At 70.9% G+C, this 26,941-nt stretch carries 34 protein-coding genes and 1 tRNA gene; 15 read left to right on the top strand and 20 right to left on the bottom strand.

Going from position 1 to position 26,941, the window contains the following annotated elements; all coding sequences use genetic code 11:
- Positions 1–67: 67 nt before the first annotated feature.
- The 7 genes from G7071_RS04690 to larB form a co-directional block, all read right to left on the bottom strand.
- On the bottom strand, positions 68–1,291 hold the full coding sequence (locus tag G7071_RS04690) for an arginine deiminase (protein WP_166315516.1): 1,224 nt from the start codon (positions 1,289–1,291) through the stop codon (positions 68–70).
- A gap of 151 nt (positions 1,292–1,442) precedes the next feature.
- On the bottom strand, positions 1,443–2,378 hold the full coding sequence (locus G7071_RS04685) for a DUF559 domain-containing protein (protein ID WP_166315513.1): 936 nt from the start codon (positions 2,376–2,378) through the stop codon (positions 1,443–1,445).
- Positions 2,379–2,519: 141 nt separating this feature from the next.
- Positions 2,520–3,665, bottom strand: a complete 1,146-nt coding sequence (locus tag G7071_RS04680; RefSeq protein ID WP_166315511.1) for a GNAT family N-acetyltransferase — start codon at positions 3,663–3,665, stop codon at positions 2,520–2,522.
- Positions 3,647–4,246 (bottom strand): TMEM165/GDT1 family protein, encoded by a 600-nt coding sequence (locus G7071_RS04675; RefSeq protein WP_166315508.1) that lies wholly within the window; start codon positions 4,244–4,246, stop codon positions 3,647–3,649. Before G7071_RS04675 ends, G7071_RS04680 begins: the two co-directional genes overlap by 19 nt.
- Before the next feature lie 43 nt (positions 4,247–4,289).
- Positions 4,290–4,931 (bottom strand): nickel pincer cofactor biosynthesis protein LarC2, encoded by a 642-nt coding sequence (gene larC2 / locus G7071_RS19580; RefSeq protein ID WP_281351733.1) that lies wholly within the window; start codon positions 4,929–4,931, stop codon positions 4,290–4,292.
- Positions 4,817–5,452 (bottom strand): nickel pincer cofactor biosynthesis protein LarC, encoded by a 636-nt coding sequence (gene larC, locus G7071_RS19575; RefSeq protein WP_281351732.1) that lies wholly within the window; start codon positions 5,450–5,452, stop codon positions 4,817–4,819. Before larC ends, larC2 begins: the two co-directional genes overlap by 115 nt.
- Positions 5,449–6,126, bottom strand: a complete 678-nt coding sequence (gene larB, locus G7071_RS04665) for a nickel pincer cofactor biosynthesis protein LarB (RefSeq protein WP_166315505.1) — start codon at positions 6,124–6,126, stop codon at positions 5,449–5,451. Before larB ends, larC begins: the two co-directional genes overlap by 4 nt.
- Before the next feature lie 85 nt (positions 6,127–6,211).
- Between larB and G7071_RS04660 the strand changes: the two genes are divergently transcribed.
- Positions 6,212–7,012, top strand: coding sequence for a VOC family protein (locus G7071_RS04660; RefSeq protein WP_166315502.1), 801 nt, complete (start codon positions 6,212–6,214; stop codon positions 7,010–7,012).
- Here the strand turns inward: G7071_RS04660 and G7071_RS04655 are convergent.
- Positions 7,009–7,863, bottom strand: coding sequence for a prephenate dehydratase (locus G7071_RS04655; RefSeq protein ID WP_166313515.1), 855 nt, complete (start codon positions 7,861–7,863; stop codon positions 7,009–7,011). The genes G7071_RS04660 and G7071_RS04655 overlap by 4 nt on opposite strands.
- Positions 7,864–7,945: 82 nt before the next feature.
- On the opposite strand from G7071_RS04655, the gene G7071_RS04650 reads away from it, so the two are divergent.
- Together G7071_RS04650 and G7071_RS04645 are read left to right on the top strand one after the other, a co-directional pair.
- Positions 7,946–8,341: a DUF4446 family protein gene (locus G7071_RS04650; RefSeq protein ID WP_246210393.1), complete on the top strand. Its 396-nt coding sequence runs from the start codon at positions 7,946–7,948 to the stop codon at positions 8,339–8,341.
- A 27-nt stretch (positions 8,342–8,368) separates the two neighbouring features.
- Positions 8,369–8,896: a nitroreductase family deazaflavin-dependent oxidoreductase gene (locus G7071_RS04645; RefSeq protein ID WP_166315496.1), complete on the top strand. Its 528-nt coding sequence runs from the start codon at positions 8,369–8,371 to the stop codon at positions 8,894–8,896.
- 10 nt (positions 8,897–8,906) lie between these two features.
- Here G7071_RS04645 and G7071_RS04640 read toward each other — a convergent pair whose 3' ends face one another.
- Positions 8,907–10,517, bottom strand: a complete 1,611-nt coding sequence (locus G7071_RS04640; RefSeq protein ID WP_166315493.1) for a bifunctional phosphatase PAP2/diacylglycerol kinase family protein — start codon at positions 10,515–10,517, stop codon at positions 8,907–8,909.
- Between G7071_RS04640 and serS the strand changes: the two genes are divergently transcribed.
- Genes serS through G7071_RS04610 form a run of 6 tightly spaced genes read left to right on the top strand, consistent with a single transcriptional unit; the run spans position 10,516 to position 15,104 of the window.
- Positions 10,516–11,781 (top strand): serine--tRNA ligase, encoded by a 1,266-nt coding sequence (gene serS / locus G7071_RS04635; protein WP_166315490.1) that lies wholly within the window; start codon positions 10,516–10,518, stop codon positions 11,779–11,781. The genes G7071_RS04640 and serS overlap by 2 nt on opposite strands.
- Positions 11,778–12,632: an HAD family hydrolase gene (locus G7071_RS04630; RefSeq protein WP_246210391.1), complete on the top strand. Its 855-nt coding sequence runs from the start codon at positions 11,778–11,780 to the stop codon at positions 12,630–12,632. The genes serS and G7071_RS04630 overlap by 4 nt, the downstream gene beginning before the upstream one ends.
- Entirely contained in the window at positions 12,629–13,132 is a 504-nt protein-coding gene (locus G7071_RS04625; protein ID WP_166315487.1) for a GNAT family N-acetyltransferase, read from the top strand. The genes G7071_RS04630 and G7071_RS04625 overlap by 4 nt, the downstream gene beginning before the upstream one ends.
- 1 nt (position 13,133) lies before the next feature.
- On the top strand, positions 13,134–13,949 hold the full coding sequence (locus G7071_RS04620) for an HAD family hydrolase (protein ID WP_166315485.1): 816 nt from the start codon (positions 13,134–13,136) through the stop codon (positions 13,947–13,949).
- Positions 13,950–13,953: 4 nt separating this feature from the next.
- On the top strand, positions 13,954–14,541 hold the full coding sequence (locus tag G7071_RS04615) for a hypothetical protein (protein WP_166315482.1): 588 nt from the start codon (positions 13,954–13,956) through the stop codon (positions 14,539–14,541).
- The gene (locus tag G7071_RS04610) at positions 14,538–15,104 is read left to right on the top strand and encodes a hypothetical protein (protein ID WP_166315479.1); all 567 of its coding nucleotides are present in this window, start codon (positions 14,538–14,540) and stop codon (positions 15,102–15,104) included. The genes G7071_RS04615 and G7071_RS04610 overlap by 4 nt, the downstream gene beginning before the upstream one ends.
- Before the next feature lie 7 nt (positions 15,105–15,111).
- On the opposite strand, the gene G7071_RS04605 is transcribed toward G7071_RS04610, so the two are convergent.
- The 4 genes from G7071_RS04605 to mobA are packed head-to-tail and all read right to left on the bottom strand — an operon-like array spanning position 15,112 to position 17,718.
- The gene (locus G7071_RS04605; RefSeq protein ID WP_166315476.1) at positions 15,112–15,753 is read right to left on the bottom strand and encodes a bacterial proteasome activator family protein; all 642 of its coding nucleotides are present in this window, start codon (positions 15,751–15,753) and stop codon (positions 15,112–15,114) included.
- Between the two features lie 39 nt (positions 15,754–15,792).
- The gene (locus tag G7071_RS04600; protein WP_166315473.1) at positions 15,793–16,761 is read right to left on the bottom strand and encodes an NAD(P)H-quinone oxidoreductase; all 969 of its coding nucleotides are present in this window, start codon (positions 16,759–16,761) and stop codon (positions 15,793–15,795) included.
- 2 nt (positions 16,762–16,763) lie between these two features.
- Positions 16,764–17,093 carry a DUF6457 domain-containing protein gene (locus tag G7071_RS04595; RefSeq protein WP_166315470.1) on the bottom strand — a complete coding sequence of 110 codons (330 nt, stop codon included), beginning with the start codon at positions 17,091–17,093 and terminating at the stop codon, positions 16,764–16,766.
- A gap of 46 nt (positions 17,094–17,139) precedes the next feature.
- On the bottom strand, positions 17,140–17,718 hold the full coding sequence (gene mobA, locus G7071_RS04590) for a molybdenum cofactor guanylyltransferase (protein WP_166315467.1): 579 nt from the start codon (positions 17,716–17,718) through the stop codon (positions 17,140–17,142).
- Between the two features lie 46 nt (positions 17,719–17,764).
- Between mobA and G7071_RS04585 the strand changes: the two genes are divergently transcribed.
- Together G7071_RS04585 and G7071_RS04580 are read left to right on the top strand one after the other, a co-directional pair.
- Complete coding sequence (locus tag G7071_RS04585; protein WP_246210388.1) at positions 17,765–18,547, top strand: carbon-nitrogen hydrolase family protein; 783 nt, start codon at positions 17,765–17,767, stop codon at positions 18,545–18,547.
- A 10-nt stretch (positions 18,548–18,557) separates the two neighbouring features.
- On the top strand, positions 18,558–19,676 hold the full coding sequence (locus tag G7071_RS04580) for a hypothetical protein (RefSeq protein ID WP_166315460.1): 1,119 nt from the start codon (positions 18,558–18,560) through the stop codon (positions 19,674–19,676).
- A 16-nt stretch (positions 19,677–19,692) separates the two neighbouring features.
- Here G7071_RS04580 and G7071_RS04575 read toward each other — a convergent pair whose 3' ends face one another.
- The 3 genes from G7071_RS04575 to sqr are packed head-to-tail and all read right to left on the bottom strand — an operon-like array spanning position 19,693 to position 21,820.
- Positions 19,693–20,205, bottom strand: a complete 513-nt coding sequence (locus G7071_RS04575; protein WP_166315457.1) for a DsrE/DsrF/DrsH-like family protein — start codon at positions 20,203–20,205, stop codon at positions 19,693–19,695.
- Between the two features lie 18 nt (positions 20,206–20,223).
- A complete protein-coding gene (locus G7071_RS04570) occupies positions 20,224–20,538 on the bottom strand; it encodes a TusE/DsrC/DsvC family sulfur relay protein (RefSeq protein WP_166315454.1) in 315 nt (104 codons plus the stop codon).
- 1 nt (position 20,539) lies between these two features.
- Complete coding sequence (gene sqr / locus G7071_RS04565; RefSeq protein ID WP_246210386.1) at positions 20,540–21,820, bottom strand: type III sulfide quinone reductase, selenoprotein subtype; 1,281 nt, start codon at positions 21,818–21,820, stop codon at positions 20,540–20,542.
- Between the two features lie 186 nt (positions 21,821–22,006).
- Here sqr and G7071_RS04560 point away from each other — a divergent pair, with 186 nt between their 5' ends.
- The 4 genes from G7071_RS04560 to G7071_RS04550 all read left to right on the top strand — a co-directional run bounded on the left by G7071_RS04560 (position 22,007) and on the right by G7071_RS04550 (position 25,002).
- Positions 22,007–23,128 carry an endonuclease/exonuclease/phosphatase family protein gene (locus G7071_RS04560; protein WP_166315451.1) on the top strand — a complete coding sequence of 374 codons (1,122 nt, stop codon included), beginning with the start codon at positions 22,007–22,009 and terminating at the stop codon, positions 23,126–23,128.
- A 52-nt stretch (positions 23,129–23,180) separates the two neighbouring features.
- Complete coding sequence (locus tag G7071_RS04555; RefSeq protein ID WP_166315449.1) at positions 23,181–23,414, top strand: biotin/lipoyl-binding carrier protein; 234 nt, start codon at positions 23,181–23,183, stop codon at positions 23,412–23,414.
- 155 nt (positions 23,415–23,569) lie between these two features.
- Complete coding sequence (locus G7071_RS19570) at positions 23,570–23,692, top strand: hypothetical protein (RefSeq protein WP_281351731.1); 123 nt, start codon at positions 23,570–23,572, stop codon at positions 23,690–23,692.
- On the top strand, positions 23,689–25,002 hold the full coding sequence (locus tag G7071_RS04550) for a DUF2254 domain-containing protein (protein WP_166315446.1): 1,314 nt from the start codon (positions 23,689–23,691) through the stop codon (positions 25,000–25,002). The genes G7071_RS19570 and G7071_RS04550 overlap by 4 nt, the downstream gene beginning before the upstream one ends.
- Positions 25,003–25,030: 28 nt before the next feature.
- Here G7071_RS04550 and G7071_RS04545 read toward each other — a convergent pair whose 3' ends face one another.
- From G7071_RS04545 to G7071_RS04530, 4 genes are all read right to left on the bottom strand, one after another.
- On the bottom strand, positions 25,031–25,693 hold the full coding sequence (locus tag G7071_RS04545) for a Type 1 glutamine amidotransferase-like domain-containing protein (RefSeq protein ID WP_166315443.1): 663 nt from the start codon (positions 25,691–25,693) through the stop codon (positions 25,031–25,033).
- 161 nt (positions 25,694–25,854) lie between these two features.
- A tRNA-Ser gene (locus G7071_RS04540) sits at positions 25,855–25,944 on the bottom strand.
- Positions 25,945–25,976: 32 nt separating this feature from the next.
- Entirely contained in the window at positions 25,977–26,441 is a 465-nt protein-coding gene (gene tadA / locus G7071_RS04535; protein ID WP_343043540.1) for a tRNA adenosine(34) deaminase TadA, read from the bottom strand.
- Positions 26,438–26,926, bottom strand: a complete 489-nt coding sequence (locus G7071_RS04530) for a tRNA adenosine deaminase-associated protein (RefSeq protein ID WP_166315440.1) — start codon at positions 26,924–26,926, stop codon at positions 26,438–26,440. The genes tadA and G7071_RS04530 overlap by 4 nt, the downstream gene beginning before the upstream one ends.
- Between the last annotated feature and the right edge of the window lie 15 nt (positions 26,927–26,941).

The following is a 26,941-nucleotide window of genomic DNA, read 5'->3' as shown; positions in this document are numbered from 1 at the left end:
GTGGCTTGATTTCGGGTCCCACCCCGCGGGTGATCCTGCCACGTCTTCGTGCCGAGCGTGAGCAGGCTCAGACGACGAGAGGAGCGCGGGTGATCGGGCAGGACATGCACCGGGGCCCACCGCGACCCGACCCGAGCTCCGAGCCGGCGATGCGCACGACCTCGATGCCGGCTTCCTCCAGTCGCTCGTTGGTCTCGTCGTTGCGCTCGTAGGCCACCGCCACCCGCGGCGCCAGGGCCAGGGTGTTGTTGCCGTCGTCCCACTGCTCGCGCTCGGCCGTCACCGGGTCGAGCCCGGTGTCGATCTGGTGGAGGGTGTCGATCTGCATCGCCTTGGCGGCCGCGACGAGGAACGGTTCCGCCTCGGCAACGTCGAGCACCAGGTCGGTCTCGTGCTCCCCGTGCTCGCGGACGGTGACCGCGTGGGCGCGCAGCGTGTCCGCCACGTTGGGATACATCACGACCTTGTCGAAGTCGACCATCGTGCACACGGTGTCGAGGTGCATGGTGGCGCGCTCCTGGGCGATCGGGACCGCCAGCACGGTGTGCGCCAGCCGGCCGTGGAAGACCTGCCTGGCCAACCGTTCCACCCCCGCCGGAGTGGTTCGCTCGCCCACACCGATCGCGATCACGCCGGGCGCGAGCAGCAGGACGTCGCCACCCTCGACGTGCTCGTTGTGCCACCCGTGGATCTGCTCGGTGCCTCCGGCGAACCGGGGGTGCTCGGTGTAGATCAGCTCGGTCAGCTGCGTCTCGCGCATGCGGGCCGGCATCGCGAGGCTGGTGATCGCGACCCGGTCGCGGATCCACACACTGGAGTCGCGGGTGAAGAGCAGGTTGGGCAGCGGGTCGACGAGGAAGTCGTAGGGGCTCAGCAGGCTCGTCACCAGACCGTGTCCGCCGCGGACCTCGTCGTTGCGGATGCCGGCGGTCAGCAGGTCGGTCAGCTCCTGCGGCGACGCGTCCGCCATCGCCTGGGCGAGATAGGTGCGCAGCGTGTCGCCGAGGTGCAGCCCGCTCAGTGCGGAGCTGATCGCGTGGGTGCGCGCGGTCTCGCTGGCCAGGGTCTCGGTCAGCAGGTCGGTCAGGTAGAGCACCTCGACGTCGCGCTGGCGCAGGGTCTCGGCGAAGGCGTCGTGCTCCTCCTGGGCACGGCTGACCCAGGGGATCCCGTCGAAGAGCAGCTTGTCGTTGTTGCGGGGAGTCAACCGCTTCAGCTCGTTGCCGGGCCGGTGCAGCATGACGGTGGTGAGCGTGCCGACTTCGCTGTCGGCACCGTGGGAGTGAGCCATGGTCGCGAGCCTAGACGCCCGCGGCGCCAGGCGTCAGGGTGCGGTGTGCCGCCGCGCCACGCCCTCGGCGTACTCGTGTAGAGGTTGTGGCCCTTGGCCGCTACGATCGGGGGCCACAAGCTCGACACGTGTACGCCGCCGGGTCGCCGTCTCAGATCGCCTGCGCGTGGCCCGGGAAGTGGGCCCGCCACTCGTCGTCCGGCCTAGCCGGCACTCCGTCGAGGCCGCGTGCCCGGAGCAGACGCCACACACGCAGCACGGTCCGCTCGGGTGACTTGTAGATCCCGGACGCGACCACGACCAGGATCCGCCACCCGTCGTCGTCGATGGCCTCGCGGCGCTCGAGGTCGGACTCCCATGCCTCGATCCGCTCGATGTGCTGGCGTCCGTCGTATTCGACGATCACCTTCACTCCCTCAAAGCTGAGGTCGTAGCGGCGCACCACCTCACCGTCGGCCGCCCTGATCTTCATGTTGACGGCGGGCTCGGGGAGTCCCGCGAGCACGAGCAGCATCCGCAGCCGCGTCTCCATCGGCGAGTCCACCTCAGCACGCACGTAGGCAGCAGCTCGACGCGCCGCCCGAGCGGCGCGGTGCCTGCTGGTGTCGCAGTAGGCCACCAGCTGCTCGGGCGTGATCCAGCCCCTGCGAACCATGTGGTCACCGGCGACCACGAGGTCGACCAGGCCGACGAGCTCGGCCAGCTCCACGAACATCCGTCGATGATCGGAGAGCAGCCCTCCCGTGAACCTCTGGACGTCCATGGTGTCGGAGACATGGGTGCGGATGCCGCGATGGTGTCGGCGCATGCGCTGGTGGAAGACGGTGACGTGCTCGTCGGGCAGTGTCGGGATCGGCACGCCCAGCAAGCGGGCGGCGCTGGCGTGGCTCGCGAACGCCGTGGGGTCGAAGAGCCGGAGCGCGGCTTCAGCGCGGATCTTGGGCGTGACCTTGATGCAGGAGGCGATCAGGACGCCGCGGAAGATCGGACGGAAGCGCGGCCCGCGCAGCTCCTTGGCGGTGATTCCCTTCGCCAGTGCGTCGACCCGGCGGAACGGTCGGGTGGTGTCGAGCTTCTCCTCGTTCATCCGGCGAGGGTGCTCGAGGTGCCGAGGCCGGGGCCCGTCCGCATCCCCAGATGCGAATCGCGCCCCCGATCCTGCACACGTGTGTACGACTTCTGGCCCTTGATGGGCCCCGGGCTGGGCCACTACTTCTACACGTGTGCGTCAGGGTGCGGTATGCCGCCGCGCCTCCCACTCGGCGCGGAGGATCGCATAGTCGTAGGAGTCCGTCCATCGTCCCTTCGACCAGTAGTCGGCCACCCGGGCGCTCTCCCGACGCATGCCGAGCCGCTCGGCCAGGGCCGCCGACCGGGCGTTCTCCGCGTCGAGGTTGGCGACCACGCGGCGCACGCCGTAGTGCTCGAACGCCACGTCGAGCAGCGTCCTGGCGGCCTCGGCGGCCAGCCCCCGGCCGGCCCATCCCGGATAGACGGTCCAGCCGATCTCGGCGCTGGTGCGCCCGGCGCCGGAGAAGAACAGCACGACCGAGCCGACGACGGTGCCGTCGAGGTCCATGAGCAACGGCAGCACCCGGTGCTCGCCCGGGGGCTCCGGCTGCGACCGCTGGTGGGCGGTGAAGGCCACCTCGGCGGGGTTCTGCGGGCCCACGAGCAGGTGGCGGACGAAGTCGGGGTCACCGAAGGCGGCTGCCGTGGCAGCGGAGTCGTCCGGCCGCGCGCGACGCAGGGTGAGGCGCTTGGTGCGGATCGGCAGGGCCGGCGGCTGCGGGTTGTGGAACTCGGCGCGCACGGCGTCGACCCAGAGGTCGCGGACCGTCGGGCCGCCGAAGCGGAGCCGGTCGTGCGCGGTCATCGGCAGCAGCAGCTGGTCGAGACCGGGGACGCCCAGACCGCCGTCGACCGCCTCCGCCAGCGCTCCTTGCGCGACCTCGTCGCGCGGGTCGGTGCGCAGCGCCCGGACCGCCGCCCGCGCCTGCTCGAGCATCCTCGTGCGGCGGCGGATCGAGAGCGGGTCGAGGTCGCGGAGGCAGACGTAGCGTCCGGCGAGGAACGTCGCCCACTCGTCGACCGCGGTCTCCTCGTGGCCGGGCCAGAAGGCGAGGAACCAGTCGTGCAGGGCCTCGACCCCGCCGGCCGCCGCGAGGCAGGCGCTGATGTCCGCGACCATGGGCGTCTCGTCGGAGAGGTAGTAGCCCGGCAGCGGCAGCCGGCCCGCTGCGATCAGCTCCAGCTGTTCGGCGGTCGCCGGCTCGAAGTGCGCTCGCACGTAGGCGTCGTCCGCCTCGGTCATCGGGTGCTCGCCGTTGGCCTCGACGAAGAGCCGGCGAACCGTCAGCGCGTCATCTCCCACACGGTCAAACCTGCCATGAGCAGGCACACTCCCGCACCCAGGTAGTGCAGCAGGCTGAGCCGGATCCGGGACAGCAGCACCCGGCCGACGATCACGGCGAGCCCGCTCACGGCGAGCAGGGCACCCCACGCCCCGACGAAGACGCTGACCGGGTCGTCGTACTTCGCCACCAGCGAGAGCGTCAGCAGCTGCGACAGGTCGCCCCACTCGGCCGCGAAGAGCACCACGAAGCTGGTCAGGACGACCTTGAAGCCTCGCGCCTCCCCGGCCCTGGCGGCGAAGTCCTCCTCCTGGGCGCCTTCTGCTGCCTCGTGGGCGCGAGCCTCGCGCAGCAGGATCAGGGCGCCGACGGTGAACATGACGGCAGCAGCGACCTGGACGGCGAGGTCGGGCAGGAACGTCGCGGCCTTGCCGAGCCCGACCGCGACACTCGTCTGCACCAGGAACGCCAGCGCGACGCCGATCCACACCAGCAGCGGGCGGAACTTCGTCGACAGCACCAGGGTGGCGATGAAGGTCTTGTCGGGCAGCTCGACGACGAAGATCGCGGCGAAGGTCAGCGCGACGACGACGAGATCCACGCCGGGGACTCTACGTCCGGCGTCGTGCGGGTCGGGGCCCCGGTCACCCCCGCAGCAGGGCCCGGGTGGCCGCGATCGCGTCAGCCAGCACGTCGTTGGCGGGCCGGTCGAGCGCGACGGCCGCCCGGGCGACGTGGTCCCACTCCGGCTGCGCGTTGACGACCTCGCCCTCGTGACGGGCGAGCTTGACGTCGATGGGGTGGCCGTCGACGTCGACCGAGACCATCTCGCGGTCCAGGGCGTGCTTGCCGAGGGGGATCTCGCGCACGCCGATGGAGGAGGTATGGCGCCAGATGGCCGCTCGGACGGCTTCGGCCGTCGCTCGGCCCGTCAGCACCGAGAGCGTGTGTGCGGGCCGGCCCTTCTTCATCAGGATCGGCGTCAGCCAGGCGTCGCTGGCGCCGGCCGCCAACAGGGTCGAGATCACCGACGGCCACACCCGCGGGTCGAGGTCGTCGATGTTGGTCTCGATGAGCAGCGGGCGGGTGTCGGGGCCGGCCGGGTCCCCGACGAAGATCCGCACGACGTTGGCGTGCGTCTGGGGGTCGCGACCCCCGGCGCCCACCCCGATCACGTCGACGGCCATCGCAGGCTGGGGCCCCCAGGAGGTGGCGAGCGTGGTGAGGAGCGCGGCTCCGGTCGGCGTACAGGACTCGGCGCTGCCCGGACCGGCGAACGACGGCACCCCCGGAGCAGCTCGGCGACCGCGGGCGGCGGGACCGGCATCTGGCCGTGCGCGCCGGTGACGCTGCCCGAGCCGACCGCGACGGGCGAGACGCAGACGTCGCCACCGAGCCACACGAAGCCGGCGCACACCCCGACCACGTCGGCGATCGCGTCGAGAGCCCCGACCTCGTGGAAGGAGACGTCGAGCGGGTCGGCGCCATGGACCCGGGCCTCGGCGACCGCGAGCCGCTCGAAGGCCGCCGTGGCCAGGCGCCGGACCTCGTCGTCGAGGTCGGCGGCCCCCAGCAGTGTCGAGATGTCGCGCCAGGCGCGGTGGTGGACCGAGTCGGCGATCTCGACGTGGCAGCGGGTGGCTGCGAACCCGTTGCGGTCGACCGTCTCCGGCCGGAGCGTGACCGGTTCGGGAGCCACGGCGTCGATCGCCGCCCTGATCGGCTCGAGCGGCACGCCGGCAGCGACCAGGGCCCCGAGCAGCATGTCGCCGCTCGCCCCGGCCGACGCGTCGACCCAGACCGTCACGCCTGCCGCCCCACTGCCCGGGCGATCCGCGCGGCTGCGACACCGGCGCCATAGCCGTTGTCGATGTTGACGACCGTGACGCCCGGGGCGCAGGAGTTGAGCATGCCGAGAAGCGCTGCCAGGCCGCCGAACGAGGCGCCGTAGCCGACACTGGTGGGGCAGGCGATGACAGGTGTCCCGACCAGGCCGCCGACCACCGAGGGGAGTGCTCCCTCCATCCCGGCGACGACGACCAGCACGTCTGCCTCGTCGAGGCGGTCGCGCACGGCCAGCAGGCGGTGGAGGCCGGCGACCCCCACGTCGCGGATCTCGACGGCCTCCGCCCCGTGGACCCGCACGGTCAGGGCCGCCTCGGCTGCGACAGGGGCGTCGGAGGTGCCGGCCGAGAGGATGCCGACGCGTCCGGTGGTGGCGGGCAGCGGGCCGAGGGTCGCTGCCCGAGCCACGGTGTGCACCTCGGCACCGACGGCGGCGGCCGCTGCCATCGCCTCGGTGCTGAGGCGGGTCGCGAGCACCGCGCGGTCGGGGTGGCGCTCGTGCAGGGTGCTGAGGATCTCGGCGACCTGCTCGGGGGTCTTGCCGGCGCCGTACACCACCTCGGGGTCGCCCGTGCGGTCCGCCCGCTCCAGGTCGACCCGTGCGAAGCCGAGGTCTGCGGTCCGCTCGTCACTCACGGTGCGAACCTACCGTTGCCACTGTCGGTGGTCGGGTGTTGAGTCGGACGTGGGGGTCGAGACCACAACCACGAGGGAGTCAGTGATGGCGAAGTTCGACAGGTACGACCAGGGGACGCCGAGCTGGATCGAGCACACCAGCGCCGACCCGCAGGCATCGAAGGAGTTCTACGGCCAGGTGTTCGGCTGGGACTTCGAGGAGAGCACGATGACCGGGGACGACGGACAGGACCTCGGCAGCTATTCCATCGCCAAGCTCGGGGACGACCGGGTGGCCGGGCTCGGCCCGGTGATGGACGGCGCCCAGCCGTCGAGCTGGGGGGTCTACCTCGCCGCCGACGACGTCGACGACGCCGTGGCCAAGGCGCAGCAGGCCGGGGGACAGGTGCTGGCCGAGCCGATGGACGTCCCCGACCAGGGCCGGATGGCGTGGGTGGCAGACCCGACCGGTGCGCCCGTCGGGCTGTGGCAGGACAAGGGGTTCGCCGGCTGTCAGCGCGCCAACGAGCACGCCACCTTGATCTGGAACGAGCTGGAGACCCCCGACCTCGACCGAGCCGCACCTTTCTATGGCGCGGTCCTGGGACTCACGACCGAGACGATCGAGATGCCGGGCTCACCCGAGCCCTACGTGATGCTCAACGCCAATGGCCGGTCCGTCGCCGGCCTGACACCTCCTCCCGCGCCGGACGTCCCGGCCCACTGGAACGTCAGCTTCAACGTCGACGACGTGGACGCGGCGGTTGCTCACGCATCCGAGCTGGGCGCCACCACGATCACGCCGGCCTTCGACGTCGAGGGGGTCGGGCGGCTGGCGGTGCTCCAGGACCCGCAGGGCGCCTCGTTCGTGCTCATGCAGAACCCGCCTGACGGAGCCCAGGGCTAGCTGCTGCGGAACTCGTCGGCGGGATAGACGCCCAGCACCTTGACCTCGGTGGTGAAGAACGCCAGCTCCTCGAGCGCGTTCTTCACCGCCGGGTCCTCGGGGTGACCGTCGACCTCGGCCAGGAACTGGGTCGCGGTGAAGTGGCCGCCGACCATGTAGCTCTCCAGCTTGGTCATGTTGACCCCGTTGGTGGCGAAGCCGCCGAGCGCCTTGTAGAGCGCAGCGGGCAGGTTGCGCACGTTGAAGATGAAGGTCGTGACCACGCTGCCGGCGTCGCGAGGAGCCTGGTCGAAGTCGCGGGAGAGCACGATGAACCGCGTGGTGTTGTGGTCCTCGTCCTCGACGTCGTTGCGCAGGACCTCGAGGCCGTAGATCTGCGCGGCCAACGGCGGTGCGATCGCTGCCCGGGTCGGGTCCTGGGCCTGGGCCACCTCGCGCGCGGCCCCCGCGGTGTCGCCGGCGACGACCGGCGTCAGCCCGAGCTCGCGGATGACGCCGCGACACTGGCCGAGGGCGTGCACGTGGCTGTGCACCGTCCGCAGGCCGGAGACGTCGGCACCGGGGGTCGCCATCAGGGCGAACTGGATCCGCAGGAACCTCTCACCGACGATGTGCAGGTCGCTGGTGGGCAGGAAGTGGTGGATGTCCGCGACCCGGCCGGCGATCGAGTTGTCGATCGGGATCATCGCCAGCTCGGCGTCACCGTTCTCCACCGCCGCGAACGCGTCCTCGAACGACGCGCACGCCAGCGCCTCCCAGTCGGGGTAGTGCTGCTGGCACACGAGGTGGGAGTTGGCGCCGGGCTCGCCCTGGTAGGCGATGCGCGGACGATCCGAGGCTGGTGCGGTCACCTGCGGATCTTCCCACGCAGGCAACGAGTGCGACCGGCTCGTCTCAGCCGATCGGCCCCTCGGGTGGCCTAGGGTCGGGCCCGTGCTGATCCTCGCCATCCTCGCCCTGCTTACCGCTGCGACGGCCCTCGTCCTGGCCGTGGTCGGACTGCGGCGTACGGCCTCGACCCAACGCCCCGCGGTCGATGCGCTGCCCGAGGACGTCCACGGGCTGCGCCAGGAGGTCGCCGCACTCAAGACCGAGACCGGCGACGCCCTGCGTCACCTCTCGGTGGTCAGGTATGACGCGTTCGGAGACGTCGGCGGACACCTGAGCTGGAGCGTGGCGCTGCTGGACGACGCCGGCCACGGGGTGGTGCTGAGCTCGATCCACGGGCGCAGCGAGGCACGCACCTATGCCAAGTCGATCAGCGGCTGGACGTGCGAGCAGCAGCTCTCACCCGAGGAGGAGGAGGCGATCGCGCACGCACGGGTCTGAGCCATGACCCGCCGTAGGATCGCCTCCATGCCCGAGCCCCGGCCCGCGCCGGCGCACCGCGTCCGGTCTGCGCTCCACGAGCGCTATCGCCGCGCCGTGCTGCCGATCGCGGTCGCGATCGGGGCCGACGAGCGCACCCCGCGACACCTCCCGCAGATCGTCAGGATCGACAAGGGCATCCAGCGGCTGTCCCGGGGCCGGTTGACGCTGCTCGACCTGGCGGGTCTGCCCTCACTGACCCTCATCGTGCCGGGCCGTAAGAGCGGGCAGCTCCGCGAGACACCGCTGCTCGCGGTGCCCCACGAGGGTGGCTGGCTGGTGGCCGGCTCCAACTTCGGCGGCACCCGGCGGCCGGTCTGGGTGCTCAACGTGGTGGCCGCCGACGAGCCGCGAGTCCGCGTCGGTGGCCGTGAGCACCGCGTCGTCGTCCACGAAGCCACCGGGTCCGAGCGAGACCGTCTCTATGACGTGATGACCCGGACCTGGCCCAACTTCGCGAAATATCAGGAGCGCACCGACCGGGTCATCCGGGTGTTCCGTCTCGACCCCCGCTAGCCGCAGCGCCTCAGCGCGGGACGCGGACCAGCAGGCGCCCGTGCACGCACTCCATCCGCAGCTCGCGACCGGCGCCGATCGAGTCGCCGTCGAGCTGGCGCGGGGTGTCGGCCGATGCGCGGATGACGACCCGGGCGCCGGTCGAGCGGTGGATCAGCTCGTCGGACTTCGCGCCCTTCGACAGCACCCGGACGGCCAGCGGGATCCACGACAGGAATCGCTTGGGGTGCAGGATCACGACGTCGAGCAGACCGTCGTCGATCGAGGCGTCGGGCAGGAGCGGCATCCCGGCCTGGAGATAGCCGACGTTGCCGACCACGATGGTGCGGGCGCGGTGGGTCGTCGGGTCGTCGTCGTCGATCTGGACCTCGAACTTCACGGCCGGGAACATCAACGACCTCAACCCGGAGATGACGTAGGCGATCCACCCGATCTTGGCCTTGAAGTCCTCGTTGACGCCCTCCATCAGCGCCGCGTCGAAGCCCATGCCGGCCATCACCATGAAGTGGGTGTCGGCCAGGCCGTCGCCGCTGACGTCGACGAGGTCGATCGCTCGGTCCTGACCGTTGAGCGCGACGTCGATGGCCGAGCGGAGATAGAGCGGGATGCCGAGGTTGCGCGCCAGCAGGTTGCCGGTGCCGGCAGGGATGATCCCGACCGGGATGCCGGTCCCCGCGAGCTCGGCGCAGGCCTCGCGGACGGTGCCGTCGCCGCCGCAGACGAGGACCAGGTCGGTGCCTTCGACGGCAGCCTTGTCCGCCATCCCGCCGCCCGGGTCCTCGATGGTCGTGAAGTGCCACCGCGGCTCCGACCAGCCTGACTCGACAGCCATCGCGTTGACGACGGAGCGGAACTGCCCGACGTCCTCGACCTTGATCGGGTTGAGGATCACCGCCAGCCGACGCTGGGAGGTGAAGACCTCCGGCAGCGGGTCGACGTTGGCGGCGGTCGAGCGCGGTCGGGGGTCGATGAAGGCGAGGCAGAGGAGGACCACCGCGAGACCGAGCAACGACCCCGCGATCACGTCCGTGGGGAAGTGGCGGCCCAGGAAGATCCGGTCGGCGCAGACGAGGAGCCACCAACCGACGGCCACGGCGACGGCGACGCGGCGCAGGTTGGCGCGCCGGATGAACAACAGGGCCAGGACGACCATGATGCCGGCGAAGGCGGCTGCGGAGGACGCGTGGCCCGAGGGGAAGCTGTGGTTGGCATGCAGGCCGAAGGTGTCCTGCCACTCGGGCCGGTCCCGGCCGAGCACGAGCTTGAGCCCGGTCGTCGCCAGCGCCGCCACGCCCATGACCATGACGGCGAACAGCGCGGCGCGGCGCTGGCCCCGCGTGAAGAGCCAGCTGGCCACGATCACGGTCAGGACCGTCATCCCGATGGTGTTGAACCCCAGCTCGATGGCGCGCAGCACCTCGACCAGCGGCGCGCTCTCGTCGGCCCAGTCCTCGCTCCGGCGCCCCCACTGGTCGAGGCCGTCGAGCGGCGACCGGTCACCGGTCACGGCCCAGGCGAGCCCGGCGAAGGCAAGCAGGGACAGCCCTGCCCAGATCAGGGGAACTCGTCGAGGGGCGTCCAGCACGCCGAGAAGTATGCCTGCCGGATAGCCTGACCCCATGATCGATCCCCGCCTGCTCCGCGACGATCCCGAGCGCGTGAGGGCGGCCCAGGCCAAGCGCGGACTGTCCGGCGACGTCGTCGACCGCGCGCTCGCGGCCGACGAGGCGCGCCGTACGGCGATCTCCGCCTTCGAGGCGAAGCGGGCCGAGCAGAAGTCACTGGGCAAGCAGGTCGCCCAGGCCCAGGGCGACGAGAAGGCCGACCTGCTGGCCCGGACCAAGGCGCTGTCCGCGGAGGTCAAGGAGCTCGAGGCAGCCCAGACCGTCGCCGAGGTCGAGTGGGACGCGGCGCTCAAGGCGATCCCCAACCCGGCCGCCGACGAGGCGCCGGCGGGTGGTGAGGACGACTTCGTCGTGCTCGAGCACGTGGGGACACCGCGCGAGTTCGACTTCGAGCCGCGCGACCACGTCGAGCTCGGACGCCTGCTGGGCGCCATCGACCTCGAGCGTGGCGCGAAGGTGAGCGGATCGCGGTTCTACTTCCTCACCGGCATCGGCGCCCAGCTCGAGCTCGCGCTGGTCAACATGGCGATGGACCAGGCGCGCGCGGCCGGGTTCACCCAGGTGATCGCGCCCTCGCTGGTCAAGCCGCGGGCGATGGAGGGCACCGGCTTCCTCGGCCAGGCAGCCGACGACGTCTATCGCATCGAGGGCGAGGACCTCTATCTCGTCGGCACGTCCGAGGTGCCGATGGCGGCCTACCACTCCGACGAGATCCTCGACGCAGCCAAGCTGCCGCTGCGCTATGCGTCCTTCAGCCCGTGCTTCCGCAAGGAGGCCGGCTCCCACGGCAAGGACACCAAGGGCATCATCCGGGTGCACTGGTTCGACAAGGTCGAGATGTTCGTCTACACCACCGTCGAGGAGTCCTTCGCCGAGCACCAACGACTTCTCGCCTGGGAGAAGGAGTTCCTCGACAAGCTCGAGCTGGCCTATCGCGTCATCGACGTGGCCGCCGGCGACCTGGGCCTCAGCGCCCAGCGGAAGTTCGACTGCGAGGTGTGGATCCCCACCCAGGGCAAGTTCCGCGAGCTGACCTCGACCTCCAACTGCACCGACTTCCAGAGCCGGCGCCTCGACATCCGGCAGCGGGGCGATTCGGGCACGACCCCGGTCGCCACCCTCAACGGCACGCTGACCGCGATCACCCGCACGATCGTGGCGATCCTGGAGACCCACCAGCAGGCCGACGGCTCGGTGCGGGTGCCCGCTGCCCTGCAGCCCTACCTCGGGGGCCTCGAGACATTGACCCCGGTGTCGTGACGCACGAGCTGGCCACCGACTGGCAGCCCAGGCTCGTCGCCCTCGACATCGATGGCACCCTGCTCGCCTGGGTCGAGGGGTCGGGGCAGACCTATGAGCAGATCCGTCCCGAGGTGTACGCCGCCGTCCACCGTGCCCTCGACGCGGGCGCACACATCGTCTTGTCGAGCGGACGCTCGCCCCACGGCATGACGAGGATCGCCGACCTGCTCGACATCCCCCGTGAGGAGGCGGACCAGCTCTGGGTCGTGGCCTCCAACGGCGCCGTGATCTTCCGCTATCCGCCGATGGACGTGGTGCGCGAGGTGACCTTCGACGCCCGTGCGGCCGTCGCCGCCGTGCTGGAGCACCACCCCAACGCGCTGGTCGCGGTCGAGGAGCGCGGCAGCGGCTATCGCGTCAACCGGCCCTTCCCCGAGGGGGAGCTGTCGGGCGAGATGATCATCACCGACGTCGACGAGATCGTCGCCGGGCCGGTCAGCCGTGTCATCATCCGCGACCCCGAGGCCACCGCGGACGACTTCGTCGAGCTCGCGAGCCGGCTCGGGCTCCACGGCACCGACTACGTCGTCGGCTGGACGGCGTGGCTCGACCTCTCGCCGGTCGGGGTCTCCAAGGCGAGCGGGCTGCAGGTGGTCGCCGACGAGCTCGGCCTGCGGGCCAGCGACTGCCTGGCCATCGGTGACGGCCGCAACGACCTCGAGATGCTCGCCTGGGCCGGCCGCGGTGTGGCGATGGGACAGGCGATCGAAGAGGTCCGCGCCGTCGCAGACCACGTCACGGGTCCGGTCGACCAGGACGGAGCAGCCCAGGAGCTCAACCTCTGGTTCCCGCCCACCGGGCCGACATGAGCCTGCCGCCGACGGTCACGACCCAGCGGCTGGCGCTGGTCCTGATCACGCCCGACGAGGCGGCGAGGATGCGCGCCGGCGAGCGCGCAGCGACATGGCACCCCGACTACCCGCGCCGCGACGACCTGGCCGCGGCCGGGATGGTCCGCAGCGACGACCCGTGGGGCCCTCGCCACATCATGCGGTCGTTCGACGACGTCGTCTTCGGCTCGGTCGGCTTCTTCGGCCCGCCGTCTCCTGGGCCCGACCAGGACCCGGAGGTCGAGCTGGGCTTCGGCCTCGTCGCCGATGCGCGCGGCAGGGGGGTCGCGACGGAGGCGGTGCGCGGGCTGCTGGTCCACACCGATGCCCTCGGCGTCCGCGTGCGGGCGAGCGTCTCACCGACCAACGCCGCCAGCCTCCGCGTGCTCGCCAAGACCGGCTTCACCGAGCTGAGGGGCTCCAACGAGGACGGCGAGCTGGTCATGGCCCGCCCGGTGCGCCCCGCGACCGGTGGTTGAGGTGCCGGCGCAGCGGCCCAGGCTCGTCGCGACCGATCTCGACGGCACCCTGCTCCACACCGACGGCACCGTCACCGACCGGACCCGCGCCGTCCTGACCGCGCTCGACGAGCTCGGCGTCCCCGTCGTGTTCACCACCGGCCGGCCGATCCGCTGGATGGAGTCGCTGTGGGCCGACGTCGGTGGCCACGGCCTGGCGATCTGCAGCAACGGCGGCATCGTCTATGACGTTGCGGCCCGCGAGGTCGCGCGCGCCCGGACGATCGACGTCGACACCCTCGTCGACGTGGGACGTCTCCTGCGGCGCGCCATCCCCGGCACGACCTTCGCCCTGGAGAAGACGACAGGCTTCGCTCGCGAGGCCTCGTTCATGCCCCGCCTCAACGTCAACGCGACGACCGACATCCCGCTCGGCCCGCTCGAGGACATCGCCGACGACCTGGTGGTCAAGCTGCTGGCACGCCACGAGGAGATGGCCCCCGAGAGGTTCTGGGAGCAGGCCGAGGAAGCCATCGGTCACCTCGTCACGACCACGTGGTCCTCGGTCGGCACCCTCGTCGAGATCAGCGCCGCCGGTGTCACCAAGGCCACGACCCTGGCCACGCTCGCGGCGGAGCTGGGGGTGGGACCCGACGAGGTGGTCGCCTTCGGCGACATGCCCAACGACCTGCCGCTGCTGGAGTGGGCGGGGACGTCCTACGCGATGGCCAACGCCCACCAGAGCGTGCTCGACCTCGCCGACCACGTCGCGCCGCCCAACGACGAGGACGGTGTCGCGGCCGTGCTGAACGACCTGTTCGACCTCTCGCTAGGGTGATCCAATGCTGACGACGCCGCTGTTCACGAGGTTGGCGGGCGCCCTGGTCGCCGCGCTGCTGGCGATGTCGGGCCTCGTGCTCGCCACTGCTGCCCCTGCGTTCGCCTGCAGGTGCGACAGCGCTGACATCGAGAAGCAGAGCAACCGCGCCGACGCGGTCTTCGTCGCCGAGGTCGGCGACGTCGTCGAGGTCGGCAAGCAGTTCGAGTACGCCCTCACGGTGACCGAGGTGTTCAAGGGCTCGGTCGAGCGCGACACCGTGGTCGTCTCCCACCAGCAGGCCACGGCGTGCGGGCTCGGGAAGCTCCGCCCCGGCACCGAGTACGTCTTCCTGGTCACGGGCGATGCCCCGCCGTACGCCGCCGACTCCTGTGGCGGCTCCGGGCCGGTCAGCGCCAAGCGGCTCGCCGAGGTCGAGACCGTCCTCGGCCCCGCCGAGGCGGTCCCGGCCCCCGAGCCCCCCGCCCCGACGATGACCAAGGTGGAGGACGCCTCACCCCCGTCGGTCTCGCGGCTCGCCGCACCGGGCGGGGCGGCCGTGATCATCGGTCTCCTCGGACTCGTCGTCGTGGGTCGTCGGGCCCGCAGGTGAGCCCACCGGCGCGTGCCCTCGGTGCGCTGCTGCTGCTCGTCTCGACCGCACTCGGCGCGGTCGTGGTGGCCGCCGGACCGGCTTCGGCCTGCAGCTGCGTCGAGCCGACGCCTGCGTTCCTCGACACCCACGACGTCGCGTTCACCGGCACCGTCACCGATCGGCGCGACCCCGGCGACGAGGTGATCGTGACCGTCCGGACCGACCGCGTCTTCAAGGGCGACGTGACCCGGCGGGTCGACGTCGTGGGCGGCTCGGAGTCAGACACCTGCAGTCTTGCAGCGCAGGACGGCGACGAGGTGCTGGTCTTCGGCAACCTCGACGACGACGAGGTCTCCAGCGGCCTGTGCAGCACCGTGACCGGCGAGCAGCGTCGCGCCCTCGTCCCCGACCTCGGGGAGGGTACGGCGCCGGCCGCCGGCTATCTGCGAGCGGAGCGCCGATCCTGGGGACTGAGCCACGAGCAGTTCGCCGCCGGACGCGCGGTCCTCGGCGTGATCGGCCTGGTCCTGCTCAGCTGGCTGGCGTGGCGGACGTGGCGCGCCCGTCGGCGTACGCCCTGAGATCTCCTCAGAGATACATCCCGCCGGAGCCGCTGGGCTCGTGCGGCTCCTGGGGCGGCATCGTCGGCATCCCCTGCGGCTCGGGGTGCTGCTGGCCGGGGGACATCCCGGGCAACGCCTTGCGCATCTGCTCCAGCTGACCGCGAGCTGCCATCTGCTGGGCATAGATCGCGGTCTGGATGCCGTGGAAGAGCCCCTCGAGCCAGCCGACGAGCTGGGCCTGGGCGATCCGCAGCTCGCCCTCGGACGGGGTGCCCTCCTCGGTGAACGGCAGGGAGAGGCGTTCGAGCTCCTCGACCAGCTCGGGGGCCAGGCCGGCCTCGAGCTCCTTGATCGAGGCGGCGTGGATGTCCTTGAGCCGGTTGCGACTGGCCTCGTCGAGGGGTGCGGCCTTCACCTCTTCGAGGAGCTGGCGGATCATCGAGCCGATCCGCATCACCTTGGCCGGCTGCTCGACCAGCTCGGTGACGTGGCGCTCACGCTCCTCGTCGTCGGCCCCGCCTGCTCCTGCCAGGGCGCTGGCGGGAATGGTGCCGACCGGCTGCCCGTCGGGACCGATGACGACGATCTGCTCCTCGGCCTGTGGTGCGGCCTGCGGGTCGGGCTGCTCGTCAGGGGACGGGGCTGAGGACGTCGGCTGCTCAGTCATGCGCCCACCCTATGACCCGCTCCATCACCGGCTCGCAGGTCACAGGGTCAGGACGATCTTCCCGATGTGGTCGCTGTCGGCCATCAGCTGGTGGGCGGCCGCCACCTCGGCCAACGGCAGCCGGGTGTGCACGATCGGCTTCACCGAGCCCTCGGCGACCAGCGGCCACACGTGCTCGACGACCTCGGCACAGATCGCGGCCTTCTCAGCCGGGGGACGCGACCGCAGGGCGGTCGCGATGACGGCCCCGCGCTTGCGCAGGAGGGCGCTGATGTCGAGCTCGGCCTTGGTGCCGCCCTGCATGCCGATGATGACCAGCCGGCCCGACGTGGCCAGGGCGTCGACGTTGCGGGCGAGGTACTTCGCGCCCATGTTGTCGAGGATGACGTCAGCGCCGCCGTCGGCCTTGAGGACCTCGACGAAGTCCTCGTCGCGATAGTTGATGGTGACGTCGGCCCCGAGGTCGGCGCACACCGCGAGCTTCTCGGCCGAGCCCGCGGTGGTGAAGACCTTGGCGGACAGCGCCGTCGCGAGCTGGATCGCCATCGTGCCGATGCCGCCGGCGCCGCCGTGCACGAGGAAGCGCTCCCCGGGCTGGAGCGCAGCCACCATGAAGACGTTGGACCACACCGTGCAGGCGACCTCCGGCAGGCAGGCAGCGTCCACCAGCGAGACGCCCTCCGGCACCGGCATCAGCTGACCTGCGGGCACGGCCACGCGGGCGGCATAGCCACCGCCGGTGAGCAGCGCGCACACCTCGTCGCCGACGGCCCAGCCCTCCACCCCCGCGCCGAGCTCGACGATGGTGCCGCTGCACTCCAGGCCGATGATCTCCGAGGAGCCCGCAGGCACCGGATAGAAGCCCTGGCGCTGCAGGGTGTCGGCCCGGTTGACGGCGGTCGCTGCCACCTCGACCAGCACCTCGCCGGCCGCGGGGGCGACGTCCGGCACCTCGCCCACGGACAGGACCTCAGGGCCCCCGGGGCCGGAGGCGATGACGGCGCGCACCCCTACTCCTCCTCGTCGAAGGCTTCGCCAGTGTGGTCGACGCCCGAGTCGTCAGGGACCTCGTCGTCGATGTCGTCAGGGTCGGGAGCATCTGCGGGGCGGTCCCAGTTGTTGGCCAGGATCTGGGCCTTGGCAGCGAGCGCTTCCACGGCCTCGGGGTTTGCGTCGGTCGAGCCGACGGCGACACCGAGCAAGTAGGCGGTGATCGGAGCCGCGGTCTTCTGTACGTCGTTGGCTGCGATGCGCGCCAGGTCGAGGACGAGGCCCTCGTCGACCTCGGTCTCGATGTCCAGCACGTCGCAGAGCTCGTCGATCCAGTCGTGGAGGTTCACGTCCCCAATCTCGCGTGACCCGCCACGAGTTGCAAGTGCGTCCCGATCAGGAGGACAGGTCGCGCAGGTCGGCCCAGGTGTCGATGTCGCGCGACTCCTCGCCCACGGCCGGCACCTCGACGAGTGCGAGGCCGTCGAGCAGGGCTCGCATCGACATACCGTGCTGGTGCTCGAGGTCGGGCCGGACCCGCGCCAGGGCAGCGGCGTCGATCACCCCGCACAGCTGCCGGCGTCCGCTGTCGTCGACCAGGAAGGCGCCGTCGGTCCCCGTGGCGGCCCCCCGCAGGCGCCTGAACGTGTGGGCGCCGACGCGGGGCATGTCCACCGCGAGCACCCCGACCACGGCGGGCGGGCGGAGCAGCGCGTCCAAACCGGTCAGCAGGCCCGCCACCGGGCCGCCCAGCGGTGGGTCCTCCCGGACGTTGGTCACCGGCCGGGTCGTCGGATGGGAGCCCGGGCCGACGACGACCACCTCGTCGGCGTCGAGGAAGGCGTCGAGGCAGATCTCCAGGAGGGTCCGGCCGCCGAGCTCGATGCTCGACTTGTCGATGCCGTCCATGCGCGCCGCGGTGCCGCCCGCGAGGAGGATGCCGCTGAAGCCGGCCGCTCCCAGATCGAAGTCCATGCGACCGATCCTCCCAGCGAGCGGAGCGGGCTGGCAGGCTGGGACCGTGAGTGATGCGAACAGTGACGACCTGCGGGTGCGACTGGTGCAGTGGGCCAGCGACCTCGACCCCACGGTGAACCGCGCCCGGCTGCGTGACCTCGAGGGCGGCAGCGGGACGGACCTGGTGGTGCTGCCGGAGGCGTTCGCCCGCGACTTCGGTCCGGTCCAGGACGGGCTGGGCCGGTTCGCGGAGCCCATCGACGGACCCTTCGCGGCCAGCGTCGAGGCCCTGGCCGAGGAGGTGGGCGCCACCGTCGTGGCCGGGATGTTCGAGCAGAGCCCGGACGCCGAACGCCCCTTCAACACCCTCGTCGTCCGGGGTGGGGTGCGGGCAAGCTATCGCAAGATCCACCTCTATGACTCCTTCGGCCACCGAGAGTCCGACCGCCTCCTGGGGGGCGCCCTCCACCCCGTTCTCGTCGAGGTCGACGGCTTCAGGCTGGGCCTGATGACCTGCTACGACCTCCGGTTCCCCGAGCTCGCGCGCGCACTGGTGGCCGAGGGTGCCGAGGTGCTGGTCGTGCCCGCGGCCTGGGTCGCCGGGGAACGGAAAATTGACCACTGGCGGACGCTGGTGCGGGCGCGAGCGATCGAGAACACGGTGTTCGTCGTCGCTGTCGGGCAACCGGCACCGCGATACTGCGGACACTCGATGGTCGTCGACCCGCTGGGCGACGTGCTGGTCGAGGGGGGAGACGACGAGGCGGTGCTCGACGCCGTCCTCGACCGTGAGGTGCTGACCCGGGCCCGGCACACCAATCCGTCGTTGGCCAACCGCCGGTTGTAACCTCGTGGCCGTGTCGACGCCCTCTCGTGGCCCCGCCGGGGGCCCCTCCCGTGGCACAGCCAAGGGGCGCCGCATCGCCGAGAAGCCACGCACCGAGCGACGGCGTCCCAAGCTTCCGGCCGTCCGGTCGTCGCCCAGGCCCGCTTCTCCGGTCGCGCGGTCGGGGCTGGCCGGCGGTGCCGCCCGGCTGGGGGCGGCACTCCTGCTCGTCGGACTGGGCCTGCTGGTGACGGCAGCGGTCGGCGTCGGGCCGCGGTGGCTCGACGGCGTGGGTGCGGTGGTCGTGGCCACCGTGCTCTCCGGCGCCCTGGCCCACCGCACCGGCGGGCGCCCCCTGGTGGCGGTCGGGCTGGCGGTGGCCATCGGCCTGCTCGGCCTGCTCCTCGACCTCCCTGCGATGCGAACCGCGGCCGCCATCGGCACGGTGGTCGTGGGCGGCGTCTATGCGGTGATGGCGACGGTGCCCGCGGTGAGCTTCGTGCGCGCCGCCCGCGAGGTCCTCTTCGCCACCGTGATCTCGAGCATCACCGCCATGGCCGCCATCGGCTTCGAACCCACCTTCAGCCCGCGCCGCTTCGAATACGCGGCCCTGCTGCTCGCGCTCGCCCTCGTCGTGGCAGTCGTCTATCGCCTCGGTGCCGGCTTCCACGGCCTCGGTCGGCGCGGGATCCTCGCGGTCGTCGTCGGCGCCGTCGGCCTGGTCCTGACCCTGGCCTATGGCGAGCTGCTGCGTGAATACGGCGCCGGGTCGGTCGTCGAGTCGGTGGTCGGGTTCGCCGCGTGGACCCGCGAGCACCTCGGCGCCTTCCCGCGACCGCTGGTCGTGTTCCTCGGCATCCCGGCGCTGCTGTGGGGCTGCTTCCAGCGCGCCCGTCGTCGACAGGGCTGGTGGGTCTGCGCGTTCGGTGTCGCCGCCACGGTGCCGTTGGCCCAGGGGCTCCTCGACCCGGACGGCTCGTTCCTCGAGGCCGGGTTGCGGACGGCATACTCCCTGGTCCTCGGCCTGGCCGTCGGCTATCTCGTCGTGCGCATCGACCTTGCCCTGACCGCTCCGCGCGGCCGCCGCGGCCGCCGTGCGGAGGAGGCGGACGCGCACCGCCCGGAGCCCAGCCGCTTCGCCGAGCTCTGAGCCCGAGGCGTCGGCGCTAGATGAACAGCAGCTGTGCCCCGTCGGTCTTCTCGATGAAGTCCGAGGCGCTGATGATCGCCTCCACCTCGTCATAGAGGTCCTCGGCCTCGAGGTGCTGCATGTCGGCCGACATCCGGCAGGCCCACAGGTGACCGCCGGAGTCGACGATCTGCTGGAGGAAGTCGGGCACCTCGGGCACGCCGGCCTCCGCGATCGACTTCTTCATCTGGTGGGTGGCCATCGAGGTCATGCCCGGGATGCCACCCAGCCCCTGGGGCATGTGGGTCGCGGTGTTGCCGAGCATCGTGAACTTCAGGTCGCCCATGGTCTTCTTGTTGATCATGTCGAAGCCCCAGAAGGTGAAGAACAGGTGCGTCTCGATGCCCTCCCCCAGGGCGGCGTTGGCCAGGATGAGCCCGGGGTAGGCCATGTCCAGGGTGCCCTTGGAGCAGATGATTGCGAGCTTGCGCCCACCGTCGGCGTCCTCGTCGAAGGACGGGACGATCGGGGCGGTCTGGGTGGTGGTCATGACGGTCTCCTTCTCGGCTCACACGCAACCGCGGGGCTTGGGCAGCCCGGCGATGTAGGCCATCTTCTTGGCCGGCTTCTTGGGGAACAGGACGAACAGCTGCTTGGTGGGGATGCCCCCCACGGTCGACACCCGCCGCAGGGTCGCGGTCTCGCCCTGGTCGGGGTAGTCCCGCCGCAGGAACTGGATCGCCTGCCAGTGCTCGTCACTCATCTCGACGCCGATCTGGGCTGCGAGCGCCTGTCCAAGGTCCTCGGTCCACTCGTCGTACTCGGTCATGAAGCCCTCGTCGTTGACGTGGATCTCGTGACCACCGATCGTGGTGGTGGGCATCTCAGGCCTCCTGCTTCTCTCGTTGGGTGGCTGGGTGCTTGCCAGCCATGGACATCAGGGCCGGCAGCGGGACCGGGCGGCCGGGGAGCAGGACGTTCCAATAGATCCAGCGGAAGGCGAGCTTCCCGAGGTGGTTGACGCGGGTCTCCTTCAGCAGTTCCAGCGGCCCGACGACGGGGAGCGGATATTTCCCGGTCAAGGGCTCGGTGTCGTAGTTGAAGTCGATCAGCAGGGCCTTGTCGTCGCCGGACTCCACGAAGCAGTTGGCGTGGCCGTCGAAGGCCCCGGTCATCGCTCGACCGGCGATGTGCTGGAGGAAGTTGTCGACGAAGATCTCGACCGAGAAGTGCGCGACCGAGCCGGCCTTGGAGGCGGGGATGTCGCTCGCGTCGCCGATGGCGAAGATGTTGTCGAACTTCCGCGACAGCTGGGTGTGCTTGTCGACGGGCACGTAGTTGAGCTCGTCGCCGAGCCCCGAGCGGGCCACGAAGTCGGCACCCATGTTGAGCGGGATCGTCACCAGCAGGTCGAAGGGGATCTCCCGCTCGTCGTAGGAGACGAGCATCTTCTGCTCGTCGTCGATCCGCTCGACCATGAAGTCGGTCTCGACGAGCACCTTGCGCTCGTCGAGCATCCCGCCCAGGTGGGCAGACGCGACGGGCTTGGTGAACGCCCCGTCGAGCGGTGTCACATAGACCAGCTCGACGCGGTCGCGGAGCCCCCGCCCACGCAGCCACGCGTCGGCGAGGAAGGTGAACTCGAGCGGGGCCACCGGGCACTTGATCGGCATCTCGGTGATGTGCACGACGAGCCTGCCGCCGTCGAAGCGGCTCAGCGCGTCGGCGAGCGCTTCGGCTCCCTCGAGCGTGTAGAAGTCGAAGATGCTGCGCCTCCACTCGAGACCCAGCATGCCGGGCGTCTGGTCGGGCCGCGGGGTCGTCCCGGTGGCGATGACGAGCTGGTCGTACGGCAGCTGCCGTCCGTCCTCGAGGAGGACGACGTTCCCCTCGGCGTTGACCATGTCGACGGACCCGATGACGAAGTCGACGCCGTCGGGAAGGAACGAGTGCCGAGACCTGACGACCTGCTCGGGCGAACATCCACCGAAGGGCACGAACAGGTAGCCCGGCTGGTAGTGGTGCTCGTCGTCGCGGTCGACGACGGTGATGTGCCACTCAGTGCGTGCCAGCCGGTGCCGCAGCTTGTTGGCGATCATGGTCCCGGCCGTGCCACCGCCCAGGATGACCAGGTTCCGCACGGCCCTCTTCGCTGTCTCGTCCATGCCTCCAAGCTAAACCCCGGGGGTATCGGGAACAGGGACGAAGGTCCCTCCTCCGCAGGGAACAGGACACCCCTGGCGGTGGGCGGGATCCCCCAAGTTGGGTATGGCGACCGGCCGGCCCCCGCTCGGGAGGCGAGTGTGTTTCAGTGCCATGTCACGACGGAGAAGCCTCACTGGGAGATCGCCATGCGTGCACACACAGCTGTCCGGGGATTGCTCTTCGCGGTGCTGGGGCTCGCCCTGCTGGCACCGCCCGGCGGCGCCCACGCGGTCCCCGAGCGCGACCTCACGTTCATGTCGTACAACCTCTACCTCGGGTCGAGCCTTGACCCGGCCCTCGATGTGGCCCTGCTGCCGCCGGACCAACAACCAGCGGCCTTCGTCGGGGCCGTGGCGCAGATCTATGGCACGGCCGTCTTCACCGACTTCCCGACCCGAGCCGAAGCGATCGCCGACATCATCGCCGCCGAGGAGCCTGACGTCATCGGGCTGCAGGAGGTCACCAACTGGATCGCGCAGGCAACCGCTCCCGGCTCGACCGCGAGACCTCCCAGCTATGACTTCCTGGAGATCCTGATGGCCGAGCTCGCGTCCCGTGGCCTGGACTACGAGGTCGCCGGCGTGTCTGACAACGCGAACATCGGGCCCGCGCCCCTGGTGAGCCCTGGCTTCGGGTGCGTCACGGTCGTTCCCGCCCCCGACTGCGTCGTCACGCTCCAGGACCGGGACGTGATCCTGGTCAACGACGCCACCCCTGCGCTGCACTGGGGGAACGCGCAGTCCGGAACGTTCGAGGCCCAGCAGAGCATCCCGCTCCCCGGCGGCCTCGAGGCGTCGTTCGGCCGGGGTTGGGTGACGATCGACGCGAAGTATCGAGGGCGTCGCCTCCATGTCGCCAACACCCACCTCGAGGTGTCCGGCTTCGGTGACGTGCAGGAGGCGCAGGCGCAGGAGTTCCTCGCGGGACCCGCCGAGGGCCCCGGCGCCGACGTCCTCCTGGGCGACTTCAACTCCGCCGCCGACGGCAGCACCACGGACTCCTACGACCTGCTCACCGATCGGTTCCGCGACGCCTGGGCGGTCAACCCGCAGGACCCCGGAGACACCAGCGGGCAGAACCAGGCCCTCACCAACCCGACGTCGCTGCTCCACCAACGGATTGACCTGGTGCTCGTCCACGGGGCCGTCAGCCCGATCGAGGCAGATGTCGTCGGCGACGTGCCCTTCAGGTCACAGACTCCGCAGCAGCCGAGGCCGATCTGGCCCTCGGACCACGCGGGAGTGGTGGCGACCCTCCGGTTTCGCTGAGTCGACCGTCGCCGAGACCGCGCTACGCGGTGGTAACCCTTAACGTCGGGGCATGGCCCGCAACCAGTCCACCGAGATCCTCGCCGAGCTGGTCGCCAACGTCCTGAGCGTCGACTGCGAGGTCGGCGACACCGTGGGAGCGGGCGACGTCGTGGTCCTGCTGGAGTCGATGAAGATGGAGATCCCCGTCCTGGCCCAGGGTCCGGGGCGCGTCAGCGCCATCCGGGTGACGGCGGGCGACGTCGTGCAGGAGGGTGACCCCCTGGTGGTGCTCGACCCGATCTGAGGAGCGCGTCGCCGTCCGGCCGTCCGAGCCGCGCTGATCACGACCCAGTTGTTGTACGCCGTCTCGGGCTGTGCAAGCCATGGCGATGCCCTGCACGCGGCGCCCGGGCCACGATCGGCGGCGAGCCGCTGGGCCGCGACGGCCCCTTCTCCCGGATGATGGACGTCGTGCTCACGATCTATTCCGTCATCGTCTTCGCCACGCTCGCCGGCAGCCTGGGGGCCTTCTTCCTCGAGCGCGGGCGACACCCGGCGGGTCTGCCGCAGGAGCAGGCGTGAGCACCTGGACCCGGCTGCGCCAGAGCTTCTGGTTCATCCCGGCCCTGCTGTGCCTGGGCGCGGTGATCCTCGCCGAGGGCCTGATCGTGATCGACCGGCAGTGGGGCAACGACGGACTGGGCGCGCTGGACTTCCTGATCACCCGGGTCGGCGAGTCCGGCAGCCGCGACCTGCTCGGTGCGATCGCAGGCTCGATGCTGACCGTGGCCTCGACGACGTTCTCCATCACGATCGCCGTCCTGGCGCTGTCGTCCTCGACCTACGGACCTCGACTCGTCCGCAACTTCATGGCCGACCGAGGCAACCAGCTCGTGCTGGGGATCTTCGTCGCCACCTTCCTCTACAGCCTGATGGTCCTGCGCTCGATCCGAGTGCTCGGAGAGGACGACGGCACCTACTTCGTCCCCCACCTCGCGGTCAACGTGGCTGTGCTGATGGCGGTGCTCTCGATCGGCGTCCTCGTCTACTTCATCCACCACATCAGTGAGTCGGTGCAGGTGTGGACGCTGGCCGAGCAGGTGCGCGTCGACCTGGTGGGGGTCGTCGAACGCCTCTATCCCGAGGAGAGCCGCGACGACGAGAGGCTGCCCGACCCGGTCGAGGCCGGGGCGGCGCGCCGGGCCGGTGGGGCGGCCGTCGCCTCTCTCGACACGGGCTACGTGCAAGGCATCGATGTCGACGACCTGGTGACGCTGGCGCACCAGCACGACGCCGTCATCTCGCTGACGGTCCGCCCTGGCGACCACGTGACGAAGGGCGCCTCCCTGGCCGTGGTGTCGCCCGCCGACCGCGCCGGGGACGATGTGCACGCAGCCACCCAGCAGGCCGTCCTGGTCGGTCGGGCCCGGGACCCCCACCAGGACCCGGAGTTCCCGGCGCTCCTGCTCGAGGAGATGGCCGTGCGAGCGCTGTCACCCAGCACCAACGACCCCTACACGGCGATCAACGCGCTCGACAACCTCGCCAGCGGCCTCGTCCTGCTCGCCGCTCGCCCTGCACTTTCCTCACATCGACACGACGAGGAGGGACACCTGCGGGTCGTCGTCGAGACCCCACACCTCCTCGACATCCTCGAGCACCTGATGGATGCCATGCGGCACTACGCCATCGAGCACCCGACCGTCCTGCACCGCTCCCTGACCCTGCTTGCCGAGGTTGGCTCGGCCAGCCGCGACGCGGGCGTACGCCGACGCATGACCGGGCTCGCAGACGAGCTCGTCGAGGCGTTCGCCGCAACCTCCCCGCATCCCGGCGACCTGGAGAAGCTGAGCGCCCACGCCGCCGACGTGTGTGCTGCCCTGTCGGGCTGAGACCCGCAGCCACCGACGTGTCAGCCGGCTAGGCCTCGAACTTCACCCAGCGTCCTTCGGAGACCACCTCGACGGAGCCGTCGACGACCTTGATGGCCGTCTGCTCGTCGATGGCGTAGGCCGGGATGCCGACGTCGGCTGCCCACCGCTCCGCCTCGGGCAGGGTGTTGGTCGCGAAGGCGTCAAGGTGCGGGAAGATCGCGAAGTCGACGACCCCCAGCGTGCGGTCGTCCGGTGCAGCGGGCCACTCCACGAAGCTCTTCCCGATCCGGGGGGTCATCACCATGCTGCCGGCACTCACGCCCACCCACACGGTCCCGGGCAACGACGGCAGCAGGTCGGCGAGCCCGGACTCCCGCATCCAGTGGCAGAGGTAGGTCGCGTCGCCGCCATCGACCAGGAGCACGTCGGCGTCGCGGACCCAGGGAACCCATCGCTCTGCGCCGATGGAGGGCAGTGCCGTGAGCTCGAGCACGCCGAGCGATGCCCAGCCCAGGCCCGAGAAGTGCTCCCACGGCGGCTCGGCAGCCACGAAGCCCCGCACGGATGTCGGGCCGCACATCGGATGACCCCACAGTGCCGTCGGGACGCACAGGGCGTGTGACTCGGCGATCGGCTTGCCGAGGAGCTCCACGAGCTCAGCGTGGATGCTCGGATTGGTGACGCCGCCGGAGGTGAGCAAGAGCTTCAAGGCGCCTCCGAGTGTGGGGATGGATGTGCCTCGACCTTGTCATCAGCGTGGGAGCTGGTCCAGGTGCGCGACGAGTGTTCCTGCCGACGCGGCGCAAATGAAGAACACCCGAACCCACGTTCCCGTGGGTTCGGGTGTCCGGGATGTCCTGAGACATCACATGGCGGTGGCGGTGGGATTTGAACCCACGGTGGGTTTGACCCCACACAACATTTCGAGTGTTGCACCTTCGGCCGCTCGGACACGCCACCGCCGGAGAGGTTACCGGACACCGAACGGCGCGCTAAATCGGGCGGTGGTGGGCGAAGAACTCCTCCAGCAGGGCGGCCGACTCACCCGCGGCGACGCCGGAGACGACCTCGGGGCGGTGGTTGAGGCGACGGTCCCGGACGACGTCCCACAGCGAGCCGACGGCGCCGCCCTTGGCGTCGAACGCGCCGAAGACGATCCGCTCGACGCGGGCCAGGACGGCAGCGCCGGCGCACATCGTGCAGGGCTCGAGCGTCACGACGAGCGTGCAGCCGGTCAGGCGCCAGGAGTCCAGCGCCTGCGCCGCCTCGCGCAGCGCGACCACCTCGGCGTGCCCGGTCGGGTCGTGCTCGACCTCGCGGACGTTGCGGCCGCGGCCGATGACGTCCCCGGCAGGGGACAGCACGACGGCCCCGACGGGCACGTCATCGGTCGCCAGCGCGGCGCGGGCCTCGGTCAGCGCGAGCCGCATCGGCTCGAGCCAGGAGTCGGCGTTCATGCAGAGGTGAAGCCCACCGCGTCGTCGAACAGCTCGCCGAAGCCGATGACGCGGGCGACGTCGGAGAGCATCTCGTCGGGATAGAGGTCGTCGTCGTCGATCAGGACCGCCATGTCCGGTGCCGGCATGCCCAGGTCGGCCAGCAGGTCGAGCTCACCAGCGGGCGCGACGTCGTTCTCGTCGCTGCCGTCGAAGGGAGGCAGGCCGAGGAAGTCGAGGGCAGACCTCGCGAGCTCCCACTCGTCCGCGGCCGTGACGTCGCTCAGCAGGACCTTCGTGGTCGATCCCTCGACCCGGACGATCACGAAGAAGTCCTCGTCGACGGCGACCATCGCGACCGCCCCGTCGCCGGGCAGCCGACGCAGCGCGTGGCTGAGCGACTCCACCGAGGCGAACGCGGGGGAGGCGATGTCCTGCACCTGCCACTGCCCGCGGTCGGTGAATGCGGCCAGCGCGAAGTCGACGCTGTCGAGCTGGTCGTCCATGGTGAGTCCCTTCGC

The sequence above is a fragment of the Nocardioides piscis genome (assembly GCF_011300215.1).
In the GTDB taxonomy this organism is placed as follows: Bacteria; Actinomycetota; Actinomycetes; order Propionibacteriales; family Nocardioidaceae; genus Nocardioides; species Nocardioides piscis.
Note: the sequence above shows the minus strand (reverse complement) of the source record. Positions and strands in the feature narration are given on the sequence as shown.